Annotated in this window: 16 protein-coding genes; 13 read left to right on the top strand and 3 right to left on the bottom strand. The window is 71.4% G+C overall.

The window, feature by feature from the left end; translation table 11 throughout:
* Positions 1-42 precede the first annotated feature (42 nt).
* Positions 43-774, bottom strand: a complete 732-nt coding sequence (locus tag OG698_RS12895) for an SDR family oxidoreductase (protein WP_383081151.1) — start codon at positions 772-774, stop codon at positions 43-45.
* A 228-nt stretch (positions 775-1,002) separates the two neighbouring features.
* Here OG698_RS12895 and OG698_RS12890 point away from each other — a divergent pair, with 228 nt between their 5' ends.
* Positions 1,003-1,905: a DMT family transporter gene (locus OG698_RS12890; protein WP_406111020.1), complete on the top strand. Its 903-nt coding sequence runs from the start codon at positions 1,003-1,005 to the stop codon at positions 1,903-1,905.
* Positions 1,906-2,035: 130 nt separating this feature from the next.
* Positions 2,036-2,443: a ribonuclease domain-containing protein gene (locus tag OG698_RS12885; RefSeq protein ID WP_329569115.1), complete on the top strand. Its 408-nt coding sequence runs from the start codon at positions 2,036-2,038 to the stop codon at positions 2,441-2,443.
* 22 nt (positions 2,444-2,465) lie between these two features.
* On the opposite strand, the gene OG698_RS12880 is transcribed toward OG698_RS12885, so the two are convergent.
* Positions 2,466-2,666 carry a hypothetical protein gene (locus OG698_RS12880; protein ID WP_406103195.1) on the bottom strand — a complete coding sequence of 67 codons (201 nt, stop codon included), beginning with the start codon at positions 2,664-2,666 and terminating at the stop codon, positions 2,466-2,468.
* Positions 2,667-2,846: 180 nt separating this feature from the next.
* Here OG698_RS12880 and OG698_RS12875 point away from each other — a divergent pair, with 180 nt between their 5' ends.
* The 4 genes from OG698_RS12875 (at position 2,847) to OG698_RS12860 (ending at position 7,448) form a co-directional block, all read left to right on the top strand.
* Complete coding sequence (locus OG698_RS12875; RefSeq protein ID WP_406103194.1) at positions 2,847-4,112, top strand: histidine kinase; 1,266 nt, start codon at positions 2,847-2,849, stop codon at positions 4,110-4,112.
* A gap of 114 nt (positions 4,113-4,226) precedes the next feature.
* Positions 4,227-4,892 (top strand): response regulator, encoded by a 666-nt coding sequence (locus OG698_RS12870; protein ID WP_406103193.1) that lies wholly within the window; start codon positions 4,227-4,229, stop codon positions 4,890-4,892.
* A gap of 83 nt (positions 4,893-4,975) precedes the next feature.
* On the top strand, positions 4,976-6,223 hold the full coding sequence (locus OG698_RS12865; RefSeq protein ID WP_406103192.1) for an ROK family protein: 1,248 nt from the start codon (positions 4,976-4,978) through the stop codon (positions 6,221-6,223).
* Between the two features lie 43 nt (positions 6,224-6,266).
* On the top strand, positions 6,267-7,448 hold the full coding sequence (locus OG698_RS12860; RefSeq protein WP_406103191.1) for a cytochrome P450: 1,182 nt from the start codon (positions 6,267-6,269) through the stop codon (positions 7,446-7,448).
* Positions 7,449-7,708: 260 nt separating this feature from the next.
* Here OG698_RS12860 and OG698_RS12855 read toward each other — a convergent pair whose 3' ends face one another.
* The gene (locus tag OG698_RS12855; protein WP_329569104.1) at positions 7,709-8,713 is read right to left on the bottom strand and encodes a Gfo/Idh/MocA family oxidoreductase; all 1,005 of its coding nucleotides are present in this window, start codon (positions 8,711-8,713) and stop codon (positions 7,709-7,711) included.
* A gap of 127 nt (positions 8,714-8,840) precedes the next feature.
* On the opposite strand from OG698_RS12855, the gene OG698_RS12850 reads away from it, so the two are divergent.
* The 7 genes from OG698_RS12850 to OG698_RS12820 all read left to right on the top strand — a co-directional run bounded on the left by OG698_RS12850 (position 8,841) and on the right by OG698_RS12820 (position 15,562).
* Positions 8,841-9,578, top strand: a complete 738-nt coding sequence (locus OG698_RS12850; RefSeq protein ID WP_406111018.1) for a GntR family transcriptional regulator — start codon at positions 8,841-8,843, stop codon at positions 9,576-9,578.
* A 92-nt stretch (positions 9,579-9,670) separates the two neighbouring features.
* Positions 9,671-10,660, top strand: a complete 990-nt coding sequence (locus OG698_RS12845; protein ID WP_406103190.1) for a sugar ABC transporter substrate-binding protein — start codon at positions 9,671-9,673, stop codon at positions 10,658-10,660.
* Positions 10,661-10,776: 116 nt separating this feature from the next.
* Positions 10,777-11,781: a sugar ABC transporter substrate-binding protein gene (locus OG698_RS12840; protein ID WP_399967850.1), complete on the top strand. Its 1,005-nt coding sequence runs from the start codon at positions 10,777-10,779 to the stop codon at positions 11,779-11,781.
* Positions 11,778-12,827: an ABC transporter permease gene (locus OG698_RS12835; protein WP_406103189.1), complete on the top strand. Its 1,050-nt coding sequence runs from the start codon at positions 11,778-11,780 to the stop codon at positions 12,825-12,827. Before OG698_RS12840 ends, OG698_RS12835 begins: the two co-directional genes overlap by 4 nt.
* Positions 12,824-13,624: an ATP-binding cassette domain-containing protein gene (locus OG698_RS12830; protein ID WP_399967854.1), complete on the top strand. Its 801-nt coding sequence runs from the start codon at positions 12,824-12,826 to the stop codon at positions 13,622-13,624. Before OG698_RS12835 ends, OG698_RS12830 begins: the two co-directional genes overlap by 4 nt.
* Positions 13,625-13,799: 175 nt before the next feature.
* Positions 13,800-14,984 (top strand): ROK family glucokinase, encoded by a 1,185-nt coding sequence (locus OG698_RS12825; RefSeq protein ID WP_326773445.1) that lies wholly within the window; start codon positions 13,800-13,802, stop codon positions 14,982-14,984.
* Entirely contained in the window at positions 14,984-15,562 is a 579-nt protein-coding gene (locus OG698_RS12820; protein WP_406103188.1) for a sugar kinase, read from the top strand. The genes OG698_RS12825 and OG698_RS12820 overlap by 1 nt, the downstream gene beginning before the upstream one ends.
* The last annotated feature ends 58 nt before the right edge of the window (positions 15,563-15,620 follow it).

The following is a 15,620-nucleotide window of genomic DNA, read 5'->3' as shown; positions in this document are numbered from 1 at the left end:
CGTACCGGCCTGACAGCACCGGTGCGCCCCCGCGCGCACACGTCACGCCGCGTGCCCGCCGTCCACGGCGAACTCCGCGCCCGTGACATACGTGGCCTCGGGGCCCGCGAGATAGGCGACCATCGACGCCACCTCGTCGGCCGTGCCGAACCGGTCCAGCGCGACGGACACGGTCTGGCCCGAGGCGTACGGTCCGTCCGCCGGGTTCATGTCCGTGTCGATCGGGCCCGGGTGGACGATGTTCGCCGTGATGCCGCGGCCGCCCAACTCACGTGCCAGCGCCTTCGTCAGGCCGATCAGGGCCGCCTTGGTCGTCGCGTACACGGTCCCGCCAGGGCCCGGTACGCGCTTCGCCATGCAGGTGCCGACGGTGACGATCCTGCCGCCGTCGGACAGTCGCGTCGCGGCCGCCTGCGACGCCAGCAGGACGCCGCGCACGTTCACCGCGAGCGCGTGGTCGATCTCGGCGAGCGAGAAGCCCTCCAGCGGCCCGAGCACCCCCACGCCCACATTGTTCACCAGCACGTCGAGCCCGCCGAACGCGTCCGCCGCCTGATCCACCGCCCCCGCCGCCTCGTGCGCGTCCGCCGAGTCGGCGCGCAGTGCGAGACCGCGCCGGCCCAGTGCCTCGATGCGGCGCACGACCTCCTCGGCCGCCTCCTTGCCGTTCACGTAGGTGACCGCCACATCCGCGCCCTCGCGGGCCAGCCGCAGCGCGGTCGCCGCGCCGATCCCGCGGCTGCCACCGGTGACGAGTGCTGCCTTGCCGTTCATGGGTCCTCCTGAAGCCATCGGTTGTTATGACTTCAAGTAAATGGACGGGTGACCGCCGACGCTGGCGGCAAACGGACACCGATGCCCCCGCCCGCGGCGGTGAGCTGCCGGGCGGGTCCGGTGGGCGGAAAGCGGTGGCCCTGATGATCTTGCCGTCGGTACCGTGAGCCCGTCCCCGTGCGAGCCGCCGTCGTCTCCACGCCGCCGTACGCCGCCGGAGACCGCACCTTGACCACGCTCACCGTCACCGCGCCCCGCCGCGCCTGGCTCACCGACCTCCCCGTTCTCCTCGTGGCCGTCGTCTGGGGAGCCAGCTATCTCGCGGCCAAGGGCATCACTACACAGACCACCGTCCTCGCGGTCCTCGTGCTCCGGTTCGGCGCCGTCCTGCCGGCGCTCGCCGTGGCCGGGCGGGGCGCGCTGCGTGGGCTGAGCGCCGCGCAGTGGCGCGGGGCGGGACTCCTCGGGCTGATCCTCAGCGGGATCTTCCTCCTGGAGACCTACGGTGTCGTCCACACCTCGGCGACGAACGCGGGCCTCATCATCAGCCTCACCATGATCTTCACGCCCCTCGCCGAGGCCGCGGTGAAGCGGACCAGGCCGTCCCGCACCTTCCTCGCCGCGGCCGCCGTCTCCGTGGCCGGCGTCGTCCTGCTCACCCAGAGCGGCGGCTTCACGGCCCCGTCCGCCGGCGACCTCCTGATGCTGCTCGCGGCACTCGCCCGCACCGTCCACGTCCTCGCCATGGCCCGGATGAAGTCGGTGCGGGGCGCGGACGCGCTGCCCCTGACGACGGTCCAACTGGGCGCGTCCGTCGTGGTGTTCGCGCTCCTGTGCGTGGTGCCGGGGACGGGCGCCGCGCCGTGGGAGGCGGCCGCGGACTTCGGCCCGCGCGCATGGGCGGGGCTCGTCTTCCTGTCCGTCTTCTGTACGCTCTTCGCCTTCTTCGTGCAGATGTGGGCGGTCCACCGGACGTCACCGTCCCGGGTGAGCCTGCTTCTTGGCACCGAGCCGCTGTGGGCCGCGGCGGCCGGCATCACCGTCGGCGGCGAACGCCTGGGGCCGCTGGGCCTGTTGGGGGCCGTGTTCGTGCTGGCAGGGACGGCGTGGGGGCGCCGCGCCACCGCCTGAGCCGCACCTTGAACGGGCCCTGAACGCGCCCCGGAGGCGCCTGAATCGGTGCCTCCGATTGGTTAACTTCCGGAAAACTCCCCCGACTTGACGTTGACACGTCATGCTCTACGCGCGTCACACTAGGGCCATGCGAATCCCCCCACGAATCGCCAGCGTCACTGCCCTCGCCGCCGCCCTGCTCATCGGCGGCCCCGTCCTCGCCGGCTCGGCCACCGCGGCCCCGGCCCCCGTCACGTACTCCGTGACAGCCGTCGGCGACATCTGCTACTCGGCGCTGCCCTCCCAGGCCCACGACACGCTCGACCTCATCGAGCAGGGCGGCCCCTACCCGTACGACCAGGACGGCACCGTCTTCCAGAACCGGGAGGGCGTCCTGCCCTCGCAGTCCACCGGCTACTACCACGAGTACACGGTCATCACCCCCGGCTCCCCGACCCGCGGCGCCCGCCGCATCGTCACCGGTGAGCAGTCCCAGGAGGACTACTACACCGGCGATCACTACGCGACGTTCGACCTCGTCGACTACGGCTGCTGAACGACCCAGGTGACCGGCGCCGTCAGCTCTTGAGGTTCTCCGACGCGGCGAACAGGGCGAACGCGAGCACGATCAGCGCGATGCTCCCGTACACCTCGTAGCCGTCGAGGATGCCGAGATGCTTGATGACGCCCCAGCTCAGCCACCCGGTGAACTTGTGCAGCAGGCCGACCGTGCCCTGAATGAGCGCGATCGCGCCGATGAACTCCAGAACCTTCTTCATGGGTGACAACCTCGCCCCGCGGACCTCCCACGCACATCGGCCGCGGGGCGAGGCGCGTCCCGCCGCAAGACGCGACTTACGACGGGGCGCGCCTACCGAAGTACCGGCCGCCGCGACTTTCGTCCACGGTCCGCTCCACGGGGCGGTCCCGGGCACCACGGGTGCGTAGATTTGTCGACCATGGAGGTTCGGGAGCGGACAGGGACGACCTCACCGGGGGAGCTGTACCGGTGGCGGCGCAGGATGCTGCCCTCGGCGGTCGCCGACGAGCTCGACCTGGACCCTGACGGCCGCCCCGGCCGCAGGCGCCGCACCCTGCGCGACTGGGTCGTCGACTTCACCTGTTTCCTCGCCGCCGTGGGCATCGGCCTGCTCGGCGCCCACTCCGTCTCGAACGACCCGAACACCTCCGAGGGCCTCGCCGACGTCGACCAGTGGCTCGGCGCGCTCGCCTGCGCCGCCGTGTGGCTGCGCAGGAGGTGGCCCCTGGGCCTGGCCATCGCGCTGGCGGCCGTCAGCATGGTGTCGAACAGCGCGGGCGGCGCCACCATGGTCGCCATCTTCACCCTCGCCGTGCACCGCCCCTTCCGGTACGTCGCCTGGGTCGCCGGCGCCTCCTGCGCGCTGATCCCGTTCTTCTTCTGGATCCGGCCGGACCCGGACTCGCCGTACGTCGTCTCCGTCACCTTCACGATCGTCCTCACGATCACCGTCGTCGGCTGGGGCATGTTCGTACGCTCCCGGCGCCAGCTCCTGATGTCGCTGCGCGACCGGGCGAGGCGCGCCGAGACCGAGGCCGGGCTGCGGGCCGAGCAGGCGCAGCGCCTCGCCCGCGAGGCGATCGCCCGCGAGATGCACGACGTGCTCGCCCACCGGCTCACCCTGCTCAGCGTGCACGCGGGCGCCCTGGAGTTCCGGCCCGACGCACCCCAGCAGGAAGTCGCGCGGGCGGCCGGCGTCATCCGCGAGAGCGCCCACGAGGCGCTCCAGGACCTGCGCGAGATCATCGGCGTCCTGCGGGCCGACGACCACGGCGAGGAGTCGGGGCGGCCACAGCCGACGCTCGCCGGGCTCGACGCCCTGGTCGCCGAGTCCCGCGAGGCGGGCATGAAGATCGTCCTCGACCAGCAGGTCACCGCCCCGGACGCCGTCCCCGCGTCCGTCGGCCGCACCGCCTACCGCATTGTCCAGGAAGGCCTGACCAACGCCCGCAAGCACGCCCCCGGCGCCGAGGTCGAGGTCCTCGTGTCGGGTGCTCCGGGAGACGGGGTCACCGTCTCGGTCCGCAACCCGCCGCCCCCGGGCGAGGTCCCGCACGTGCCCGGCTCGGGCCAGGGCCTGATCGGCCTCACGGAACGCGCCACCCTGGCCGGCGGCAGCCTCGGCCACGGCGCCGCCGACGACGGGGGCTTCGCGATCGAGGCCTGGCTGCCGTGGCCCGGGTGACCCCCGCCCGCGGCCGGCACGCCTGGACCACGTGATCACCGGCTCGCTACGGTGGCCCCCGGGGACGGTGACGGCCGCGGTACGACGGCGCGAAGGCGGGACTGGGTGAATTCGGTGGAACCGATCAGGGTGCTCCTCGTCGACGACGACCCGCTGGTGCGCGCGGGCCTCTCCTTCATGCTCGGGGGCGTGCCCGACATCGAGATCGTCGGCCAGGCGGGCGACGGCTCGGAGGTCCCCGCCCTCGTCGCCGAGACCCGGCCCGACGTCGTCCTCATGGACATCCGCATGCCGGACGTGGACGGTCTCGCCGCGACCGAGGCGCTGCGGGCGCGGCCCGACGCACCCGAGGTCATCGTCCTCACCACGTTCCACGCCGACGAACAGGTACTGCGGGCGCTGCGCGCCGGGGCCGCGGGTTTCGTCCTCAAGGACACCGCGCCCGCCGAGATCGTCGAGGCGGTCCGCCGGGTCGCCTCCGGAGCGCCCGTCCTGTCGCCGACCGTGACCCGGCAGCTCATCACGCGGGCCACCGGCCCCGACCCGCAGCAGGACCGCAGGGCACGCGCGCGTGAGCGCCTCGCCGAACTGGCCGACCGCGAAAGGGAGGTGGCCGTCGCCGTGGGCCGCGGCACGTCCAACGCGGAGATCGCCGCCGAGCTCTACATGAGCGTCGCGACCGTCAAGGCGCACGTCTCCCGCATCCTCGCGAAACTCGGCCTGAACAACCGCGTCCAGATCGCCCTCCTGACCCACGACGCGGGACTCCTGGACGACTGACCCCCGCGGCACGGGTAAATTCACAGCGTGACCCGGGCGCGGGCGAACGGCGCTCAGGGGTCGCCGCACGGGGGAGGATGACGATGGCCGGACCACGCCGGCGCACGGTGCGTGACCTCAGACGCAACAACCGCGCCACGGTGCTGCGCAAGCTCTACTTCGACGGGCCGCTCAGCCGACAGGAGTTGGGCCCGCTCACCGCACTCAGCTCGGGGTCGATCAGCAATGTCGTCTCCGAGCTCGTCGCCGACGGTCTCCTGGAGGAAGCCGGATCGGTGGACTCCGACGGCGGCAGGCCGCGCACGCTCCTGCGCGTCGCCCCGCACTGCGGCCACCTCGCCGGCGTCGACATCGGCGAGACACGGGTACGCGTGGAGCTCTTCGACTTCACCCTGAACGAACTCGCGCGCGTGGATGCCCCGTTGCCCGACGGACACCATGACGCGCGGGACGTCGTACGGATCGTCGCGGCCGGCCTCGCGCAGGTGCTCGCCGAGACGAAGGTCGCGCCGGACGCCCTCATCGGCGTCGGCATCGGCGTGCCCGGCATCGTCGACGCCTCCGGTGCGGGCGGCGCCGTCGGAGCCGTCGTGCACGGCCAGGCCATCGGCTGGGACGCCGTCCCCCTCGAGGCGATGCTCCGCGACTGCGGTGAACTCCCTTCCGAACTGCCCCTGTTCGTCGACAACGGAGCCAAGACGCTCGGCCTCGCCGAGATGTGGTTCGGCGCGGGCCGCGGCGCCCGCAACGCCGTCGTCACCCTCATCGGCTCCGGCGTCGGCGCCTGCGTCATCGCCGACGGCGTCCCCTACCAGGGCTCGTCCGGCAGTGCGGGGGAGTGGGGCCACACCACGCTCCAGGTCGGCGGACGCCGTTGCCGGTGCGGGGCGCGCGGCTGCCTGGAGGCGTACGTGGGCGCCGAGGCGCTGCTCGAACGGTGGCGGGAGAGCGGCGGCCACCCGACCTCGGCCGACGAGGAGGGGGCGCTCGCCGAACTCCTCGCCGCCCCCGAAGCCGGTGAACTCCTCGACGAGACGGCCGAGTTCCTCGGCGCGGGCATCGCCGACCTCGTCAATCTCTTCAACCCCGAGCGCATCGTCGTCGGCGGCTGGGCCGGGCTGCTCCTCGGCCCTCGCCTCCTCGAACCGGTCCGGCGGGCGGCCGCCGCGTACGCGCTGCGCCACCCGTACGCCCAGACCACCATCGAACTCGGGCGCCTCGGACCCGACGCGGTGACAGTCGGCGCGGCGACCCTGCCGCTCGCGCGTTTCCTGGCCGAGGGCGGCGCGTCGATCACGTCACGGGAACCGATTGCCAGTGGCGCGAGTTAGATTCAGCAGGGATCGACGCCTGACCGACGTGAGGGGCGGTGCCATGGGGGAACTGATCGATCTGGGCGAGTACGCGGGCTTCACGGCCGACCCGTATCCCGTTTACGAGGAGCTGCGCGCCCGGGGCCCGGTGCACCGGGTGCGGCTGCCGAAGCCCGCCGACGACGGCGAGGCGTGGCTGATCGTCGGGCACGAGGAGGCGCGCGCCGCGCTCACCGACCCGCGCCTGGTCAAGTCCCCCGCCAAGCTGGGCTTCTCCGGCCTCGACGAAGAGCTGATCGGCGCCCATCTGCTGATCACCGACCCGCCGCACCACACGCGGCTGCGCTCCCTCGTCACCCGCGCCTTCACCGCGCGCCGCGTCGAATCCCTGCGCCCGCGCATCCAGTGCATCACCGACGACCTCCTCGACGCGATGCTCCCGCACGGCCGCGCCGACCTCGTCGAGTCGTTCGCCTTCCCACTGCCGCTCACGGTCATCTGCGAGCTCCTCGGCGTGCCCGACATCGACCGCGCCGACTTCCGGCGCATGTCGAACGAGGTGGTGGCGCCGACCGACCGCGAGGCCGAGTACGCGGTGTTCGCGGAACTCGCCGCGTACCTGCGCGACCTGATCGAGGACAAGCAGGCTTCGGCCCCCGCCGACGACCTGCTCAGCGCCCTGATCCGCACGACCGCGGAGGACGGCGACCGGCTCTCGCCCGACGAGCTGCGCGCCATGGCCTTCCTCCTCCTCATCGCGGGCCACGAGACGACGGTGAACCTGATCGCGGGCGGCGTACGGGCTCTGCTGACCCACCCCGGTCAACTCGACGCCCTGCGCGCCGACATGACCCTCCTCGACGGCGCCGTCGAGGAGATGCTGCGTTACGAGGGCCCCGTGGAGAACGCGACGTACCGCTTCACGGTCGATGACACCGAGATCGGCGGCACGGTCATCCCCGGCGGCTCCCCCGTCCTCGTGGGCCTCGCCGCCGCCGACCACGACGCGGACCGCTTCCCCGAGCCGGGCCGCTTCGACATCCGGCGCGACGCCCGGGGCCACATCGCCTTCGGGCACGGCCTTCACCACTGCCTCGGCGCACCCCTGGCCCGCCTCGAAGGCCAGATCGCCCTGCGCTCGCTCCTGGACCGCGCCCCCGCGCTCGCGCTCGACGGCCCGGCCGACGACTGGCTGCCCGGCATGCTGATAAGGGGTGTCCGCAGTCTGCCGGTCCGGTGGTGAGTGACAGGACACCACCGCCCGGCGCGACCGGTCGGCCGTACCCCGAGGACGGCACGGAGAAGCTGTGCGCGGTGGCCCAGGGCACGATCCTGCCGGTCGCGCAGGGCTGAGCCGGCGGCCGGCGCCAGGCCGTGGTCCGCTGCGACCCGTCGACCGTGGACCACCCGTCTCGTGGGCGCCCGGCTCACCGAGTTCGGCGACGGCGCGGCCACGATCGTTCGCCCGAGTTGCATACGAGGTATGGAAGAGGGACCGGAGAATCAGCCCCCAGGAATCTCCTCCATTCGGACCAACCGCCGCTCCCGGCGCGACAGTTCGCAGGCCTCCGCGATCCGCAGCGCGTGCAGTGCCTCGCGGCCGTCGCACGGGTTCTCGCGTTCGCCGCGCACCACGTCGACGAACGCGACGAGTTCCGCCTCGTACGCGGGGGCGAAGCGTTCCAGGAAGCCGGGCCAGGGCTTGGTCGCGGCCGAGGGGCCCTTGGGCTCGGTGGAGGCGAAGGGCGTGCGGTCGTCGAGGCCGACGACGACTGTGTCCAGCTCGCCGGAGAGTTCCATGCGTACGTCGTAGCCCGCGCCGTTGCAGCGCGTCGCCGTCGCCGTGACCAGCGCGCCGTCGTCCAGCGTGAGGACGGCGGCAGCCGTGTCGACATCCCCGGCCTCGCGGAACATCGCGGGCCCGGCGTCGGACCCGGTCGCGTACACCTCCGTCACCTCGCGGCCGGTCACCCAGCGCAGGATGTCGAAGTCATGGACCAGGCAGTCCCGGTAGAGCCCGCCGGAGAGCGGCAGATAGGCGGCCGGCGGCGGCGCCGGGTCGCTCGTCATGGCCCGTACGGTGTGCACCCGGCCGAGGCGGCCCGAGCGCACCGCCTCGCGCGCCGCCGTGTACCCCGCGTCGAAGCGGCGCTGGAAGCCCAGCTGGAGCACGGTCCCGGCCCGCTCCACCTCGTCGAGCGCGGCCAGCGTGCCCGGCAGGTCGAGGGCGATGGGCTTCTCGCAGAACACCGGGAGCCCGGCCCGCGCCGCCCGCCCGATCAGGTCGCCGTGCGCGGACGTCGCCGCCGTGATGACCACCGCGTCCACGCCCCAGGAGAAGATCTCGTCCACCGTGGGCGCCGCGGTCGCGCCGATCCGGTCCGCGAGCGCGACGGCCCGCTCCGGGTCCGCGTCCGTGACGACGAGCGAGCCGACCTCGCGGTACCGCTCCAGAACAGCTGCGTGAAAGGTGCCGATACGGCCCGTCCCGATGAGTCCGATGCGCATGCAGTCAAGGTGCCGCCCGGGGAACCCGCTGTCAACGGTTTGTCCTGACAACCGAACTTCACGACTTCCCGTCAACATTCCTTGCGACTACGCTCGGCCCGTGGCCAAACCAGTAGTCGACCCGACCGTGTCGCTCCAGCTCAGCGTGGACCGCAGCAGTCCGGTTCCGCTCTATTTCCAGCTCTCCCAGCAGCTGGAGGCGGCGATCGAGCGCGGCTCCCTGACGCCCGGCAGCCTGCTCGGCAACGAGATCGAGCTCGCGGGCCGGCTCGGCCTGTCCCGGCCCACCGTGCGCCAGGCCATTCAGTCCCTCGTCGACAAGGGCCTTCTCGTCCGCCGCCGGGGCGTCGGCACCCAGGTCGTCCACAGCCAGGTCAAGCGCCCCCTGGAGCTCAGCAGCCTCTACGACGACCTGGAGGCGGCGGGCCAGAAGCCCGAGACGCGCGTTTCGGCCAACACCCTCGTGCCCGCGTCCGCCGAGGTCGCGGCCGCGCTCGGGGTGGCGGAGGGCGACGAGGTGCACCGGGTCGAGCGGCTGCGGCTGACCCACGGCGACCCGGTCGCATACCTCTGCAACCACCTGCCCACCGGGCTGCTCCCGCTCGATACGGAGCGGCTGGAGGCGACCGGGCTCTACCGGCTGATGCGCGCCGCGGGGATAACCCTGCACAGCGCCCGCCAGTCCGTCGGCGCCCGCGCCGCCACGGCCGAGGAGGGCGAGCGGCTCGCCGAGCCCGCGGGCGCCCCGCTCCTGACCATGCAGCGCACCACGTTCGACGACACCGGCCGACCCGTCGAGTTCGGGTCGCACACATACCGGGCGTCCCGCTACTCCTTCGAGTTCCAGCTCCTCGTACGGCCGTAAGAATGTTATGACAAAGTCATTGACGGTGCCGGGTACCCACCGCTAGAACTCCTCCAGCCGCACACGGGCGGCGAGGAGAGAGGTGGCACACCATGCGCACAGCCCGCACGGCAGCAACCCTCATTGCGGTCGTCGCACTCGCGGCCGGATGCAGCAGCTCCGGAGGCAAGACCTCCGAGGACAAGGCCGACGGCTCAGGAGGCGGCAAGTCCGCCGGCACGCCCCGCCTGAAGATCGCGATGGTCACGCACTCCGGCGAGGGCGACACCTTCTGGGACATCGTCCAGAGCGGCGCCAAGCAGGCCGCCGCCAAGGACAACGTCCAGTTCCTCTACTCGAACGACAAAGAGGCCAAGGGGCAGGCCGAGCTGGTCCAGTCGGCGATCGACAAGAAGGTCGACGGGATCGTCGTCACCCTGGCCAAGCCCGAGGCCATGAAGGCCGTACTCGCCAAGGCGAAGGACGCCGGGATCCCGGTCGTCACGATCAACTCCGGCGGCGAGTTCTCGCAGCGGTTCGGCGCGCTCACCCACATCGGGCAGGACGAGTCCGTGGCCGGCGAGGCCGTGGGCAGCGAACTCAACGCGCGGGGCAGGAAGAAGGTGCTCTGCGTCATCCACGAACAGGGCAACGTCTCCCTGGAGCAGCGCTGCGCCGGCGTCAAGAAGACCTTCAAGGGCACCGTCGAGAACCTCAACGTCGAGGGCACCAACGCCCCCGCGTCCCAGTCGTCCATCGAGGCCAAGCTTCAGGCGGCCAAGGACATCGACGCGGTCGTCGCGCTCGGCGCCCCCACCGCTGCCGTCGCCGTGAAGGCCAAGCAGGACGCGGGCAGCGAGGCGGAGGTGGACACCTTCGACCTGAACGCGGCCGTGGTGAAGAGCCTCAAGGCGAAGGACGTGGGCTTCGCCGTCGACCAGCAGCCCTACCTACAGGGCTATCTCGCCGTCGACGAGCTGTGGCTCTACCGCACCAACGCCAACGTCATCGGCGGCGGAAAGCCGGTCCTGACGGGCCCCGCGATCGTGACCGAGAAGGACGTGCCGAAGCTCGAGAAGTACACCGCGCGCGGTACCCGGTGAACGGATGCGTGATCCCAGTGCCCGATACTTGGATGTTTGGGGCCGGTCATCGAGCCCCCGGGGCAGGTCCGCCGGCCCCGCAGAACCAGGCACCAGAAGAAGAAGGGCACGGCCTCGTGGCACGGTTTCGGAGCTGGGTGAGCATCGCCCTCGCAGGGGCAGTCGGTCTCACCCTCGCGGGGTGCAGCAGTACCGGCGGCAAGCGGGCGGAGGACGCCAGGAAGGCGGCCTCGGCCCAGGGCAAGGCCGCGGTGAACACCCCGCGCTGGACCGTCGCGATGGTGACCCATTCGGGCGACGGCGACACCTTCTGGGACATCGTCCAGAGCGGCGCGAAGCAGGCCGCGATCAAGGACAACATCAACTTCCTGTACTCGCACAGCGACGAGGCGCAGCAGCAGGCCCAGCTCGTCGACGCGGCCGTGGACAAGAAGGTCGACGGCCTGATCGTCACGCTCGCGAAGCCCGACGCCATGAAGGCCGCCGTCGCCCGCGCCGAGAAGGCCGGCATCCCCGTGATCACCGTGAACTCCGGCTCCGAGGAGTCCAAGAAGTTCGGCGCGCTCACGCACATCGGGCAGGACGAGACGATCGCGGGCCGGGCCGTCGGCGAGGAGCTGAACAAGCGCGGCCGCAAGAAGGCCCTGTGCGTCCTGCACGAGCAGGGCAACGTCGGCCACGAGCAGCGCTGCGCCGGCGCCAAGGAGACCTTCAAGGGCCAGATGCAGAACCTGTACGTCGAGGGCACCAACATGCCCGACGTCCAGTCCTCCATCGGCGCCAAGCTCCAGGCCGACAAGTCCATCGACTCCGTCGTCACGCTCGGCGCGCCCTTCGCCGCCACCGCCGTGAAGGCCAAGCAGGACGCGGGCAGCAAGGCCGAGATCGACACCTTCGACCTCAACGAGAAGGTCGCCGGCGGTCTGAAGGACGGCACACTCGGCTTCGCCGTCGACCAGCAGCCCTACCTCCAGGGCTACGAGGCCGTGGACCTGCTCTGGCTCTACCGCTACAACGCGGACGTCCTCGGGGGCGGCAAGCCGGTCCTCACCGGACCGCAGATCATCACCAAGGACCAGGCGGCCAAGCTCGAGGAGTACACGAACCGGGGGACACGATGAGCGCCGCCGCACCAGGGACCCCGCCGCTCACGGACGAGCGGCTCCTGAAGACGTCACCGCTGCGCAAGCTCATGGGCCGGCCCGAACTCGGCTCGGTCGTCGGCGCCATCGCCGTCTTCCTCTTCTTCGCGATCTTCGCGGACAGCTTCCTGCGGGCCTCCAGCCTCGCCACGGTCCTGTACGCGTCGTCGACGATCGGCATCATGGCCGTACCCGTGGCCCTGCTGATGATCGGCGGCGAGTTCGACCTCTCCGCCGGTGTCATGGTCACCACGTCCGCGCTGATCTCGTCGATGTTCAGCTACCAGATGACGGCCAACGTCTGGGTCGGCGTGGGCGTCTCGCTCCTGTTCACGCTCGCCATCGGCGTGTTCAACGGCGTCATGCTGACCCGCACGGACCCACCGAGCTTCATCATCACGCTCGGCACGTTCCTGATGCTGACCGGCATGAACCTCGGCTTCACCAAGCTGATCAGCGGCACCGTCTCCACCAAGTCGATCTCCGACATGGAGGGCTTCTCCTCCGCGAAGGACGTCTTCGCCTCCACGCTCACCGTCGGCGGCGTCAACTTCAAGATCACCATCCTGTGGTGGCTCGCCCTGATCGTCGTCGCCACCTGGATCCTGCTGCGCACCCGCGTCGGCAACTGGATCTACGCGGTCGGCGGCGGGGAGGACGCGGCGCGCGCCGTCGGCGTCCCGGTCAACAAGACCAAGATCGGCCTCTACATGGGCGTCGCCTTCGGCGCCTGGATCTCGGGACAGCACCTGCTGTTCTCGTTCGAGGTCGTGCAGTCCGGCGAGGGCGTCGGCAACGAGCTGATCTACATCATCGCGGCCGTCATCGGCGGCTGTCTGATCACCGGCGGCTACGGTTCCGCGGTCGGCGCGGCCATCGGCGCCCTGATCTTCGGCATGACGAGCAAGGGCATCGTGTTCGCCGAGTGGAACCCGGACTGGTTCAAGTTCTTCCTCGGGGCGATGCTGCTCCTCGCGACCCTGCTCAACGCGTGGGTCCGCAAGCGCGCGGAGGCGACGAAATGACCGAGACCGCAGAGCGTACGGCGCTGGTCGAGCTCGATGGCGTCAGTAAGTACTACGGCAACATCCGGGCCCTGGAGGACGTCTCCCTCGTCGTGCACGCGGGCGAGATCTCCTGTGTCCTCGGCGACAACGGCGCGGGCAAGTCGACCCTCATCAAGATCATCGCAGGTCTGCACCGGCACGACTCCGGCTCCTTCAGCATCGAGGGCGAGGAGACCCGGCTCGCCAGTCCGCGCGAGTCCCTCGACCGCGGTATCGCCACGGTGTACCAGGACCTCGCCGTCGTCCCGCTGATGCCGGTCTGGCGGAACTTCTTCCTCGGCTCCGAGCCGACGAAGGGCTCCGGGCCCTTCAAGCGGCTGGACGTCGACCTGATGCGCAGGACGACCCACGCGGAGCTGCTCCGCATGGGCATCGACCTGCGCGACGTCGACCAGCCCATCGGCACCCTCTCGGGCGGTGAACGCCAGTGCGTGGCGATCGCCCGCGCCGTCTACTTCGGCGCCAAGGTCCTCGTGCTCGACGAGCCGACCGCCGCCCTCGGCGTCAAGCAGTCCGGCGTCGTCCTGAAGTACGTCGCCGCCGCGCGCGACGCGGGCCTCGGCGTGGTCCTGATCACGCACAACCCGCATCACGCGTACCTCGTGGGCAACCGCTTCGTCCTCCTGAAGAGGGGCACGATGTTCGGCAGCTACGCCCGCGACGAGATCACCCTCGACGAACTGACCCGCCAGATGGCAGGCGGCAGCGAACTGGACGACCTGCGCCACGAGCTGGAGGGCCGGGACGCTCCGTAGGCCGGGCGCCCGTAGGGCCGCGGGGCTGTGACACTTCGCGGCTCCGCCGCGGGGCGAGACCGGCCACGTCGGACCCGCAGACGAAATGGGACCTGCGGTAGCGCCACGCCCACCCCAGGTCACCGGCGCCTGGCGGATGAGCCACAGCGGCCAGCGAAATGGCACAATCGGCGCGATGAGCACCTACCGCGACCTCGCCCACCGCGGCTCCGCACGAGCCACCGTCCTGCGGACCGTCGGCACGCGTGAGCGCCGTTCCCACCTGACGGCGCCGCGCGTCCCGACCGTCGGTATCGACATCGGCGGTACGAAGGTGATGGCGGGCGTCGTCGACGCCGACGGCAACATCCTGGAGACCCTGCGCACAGAGACTCCGGACAAGTCCAAGAGCCCCAAGGTCGTCGAGGACACGATCACGGAGCTGGTGCTCGACCTCTCCGACCGGCACGACGTGCACGCCGTCGGCATCGGCGCGGCCGGCTGGGTCGACGCGGACCGCAACCGCATCCTGTTCGCGCCCCACCTGTCGTGGCGTAACGAGCCCCTCCGGGACCGGATCTCCAGCCGCCTCTCCGTCCCCGTACTCGTCGACAACGACGCGAACACGGCCGCCTGGGCCGAGTGGCGCTTCGGCGCGGGCCGTGGCGAGGACCACTTGGTCATGATCACGCTGGGCACCGGTATCGGCGGCGCGATCCTGGAGGACGGCCAGGTCAAGCGAGGCAAGTTCGGAGTCGCCGGTGAGTTCGGCCACATGCAGGTCGTCCCCGGTGGCCACCGCTGCCCGTGCGGCAACCGCGGCTGCTGGGAGCAGTACAGCTCCGGCAACGCCCTCGTGCGCGAGGCCCGCGAGCTCGCCGCCGCGGACTCCCCGGTCGCGTACGGGCTCATCGAGCGCGTCAAGGGCAACGTCTCCGACATCACGGGCCCGCTCATCACCGAGCTCGCCCGCGAGGGCGACGCCATGTGCATCGAGCTGCTCCAGGACATCGGCCAGTGGCTCGGCGTCGGCATCGCGAACCTCGCGGCCGCCCTCGACCCGTCCTGCTTCGTCATCGGCGGTGGCGTCTCCGCGGCCGACGACCTGCTGATCGGCCCGGCCCGCGACGCCTTCAGGCGCCACCTCACCGGCCGCGGCTACCGCCCCGAGGCTCGCATCGCCCGCGCCCAGCTCGGCCCCGAGGCAGGTATGGTCGGCGCCGCGGACCTCGCACGGCTCGTCGCCCGCCGCTTCCGCCGCGCCAAGCGCCGGCGCGTGGAACGGTACGAGCGCTACGAGCGTTACCACCAGGGCAAGGGCTTCGGCCTCGGCCCGCAAAGCCCGGCGAGCGCCGCCGGCGAGACCCAGGGACCCAAGTAATGACCGTGCCACGCCAGCCCTCGTCCCCCGACGAAGGGCAGCGCCCCCCTGGGAACCGCCGGAGGGTCATCCGCCGCCGCGCGCTGACGCTGCTCACGATCGTGCTGCTCATCGGCGTGCCCGCCGGCTATCTGGTGATCTCCGCGGACCAGAGCCGTAGCAGCGGCAAGGACAAGGAGGCCAAGTACTCCGCGACGGGCCTCACCATCGGCTGGCCCTCCAAGGTCCAGCGCCGGCTGTACCAGGTGCCGATACCGGTCTCCTCCGCCAAGGGCGTCGCGTACTACGAGACGAACAACCTCAGGACGAGCCGCCTCTACGTCCGCTTCCGCACCACGGACTCCGGCCTCGACAAGTTCCTGAAGACCATCGGGACCAGCTCGTCCGAGCTGAAGAAGGACGAGATCGCCATCAGCCCGCGCAACCAGAGGGTCGTCGGCTGGGCCTTCGACGGCCCCGGCCCGTACCGGGGCCTCACCCACAAGCAGAAGAACCCCGAGCCGACCCTGGACATCGTGGTGAACCAGGAGAACCCGGCGAAGCCCTTCGTGTACGTGGTGTCGACGACGACGCCGTAGCGCGGGCCGCGCTCACGGGCGCCCGTCCTCGCGGGGACGGGCGCCCGTGAGTGGTGAT

It is taken from the genome of Streptomyces sp. NBC_01003 (genome assembly GCF_045162695.1).
In the GTDB taxonomy this organism is placed as follows: Bacteria; Actinomycetota; Actinomycetes; order Streptomycetales; family Streptomycetaceae; genus Streptomyces.
This window is presented reverse-complemented; position numbering and strand designations above follow the sequence as displayed.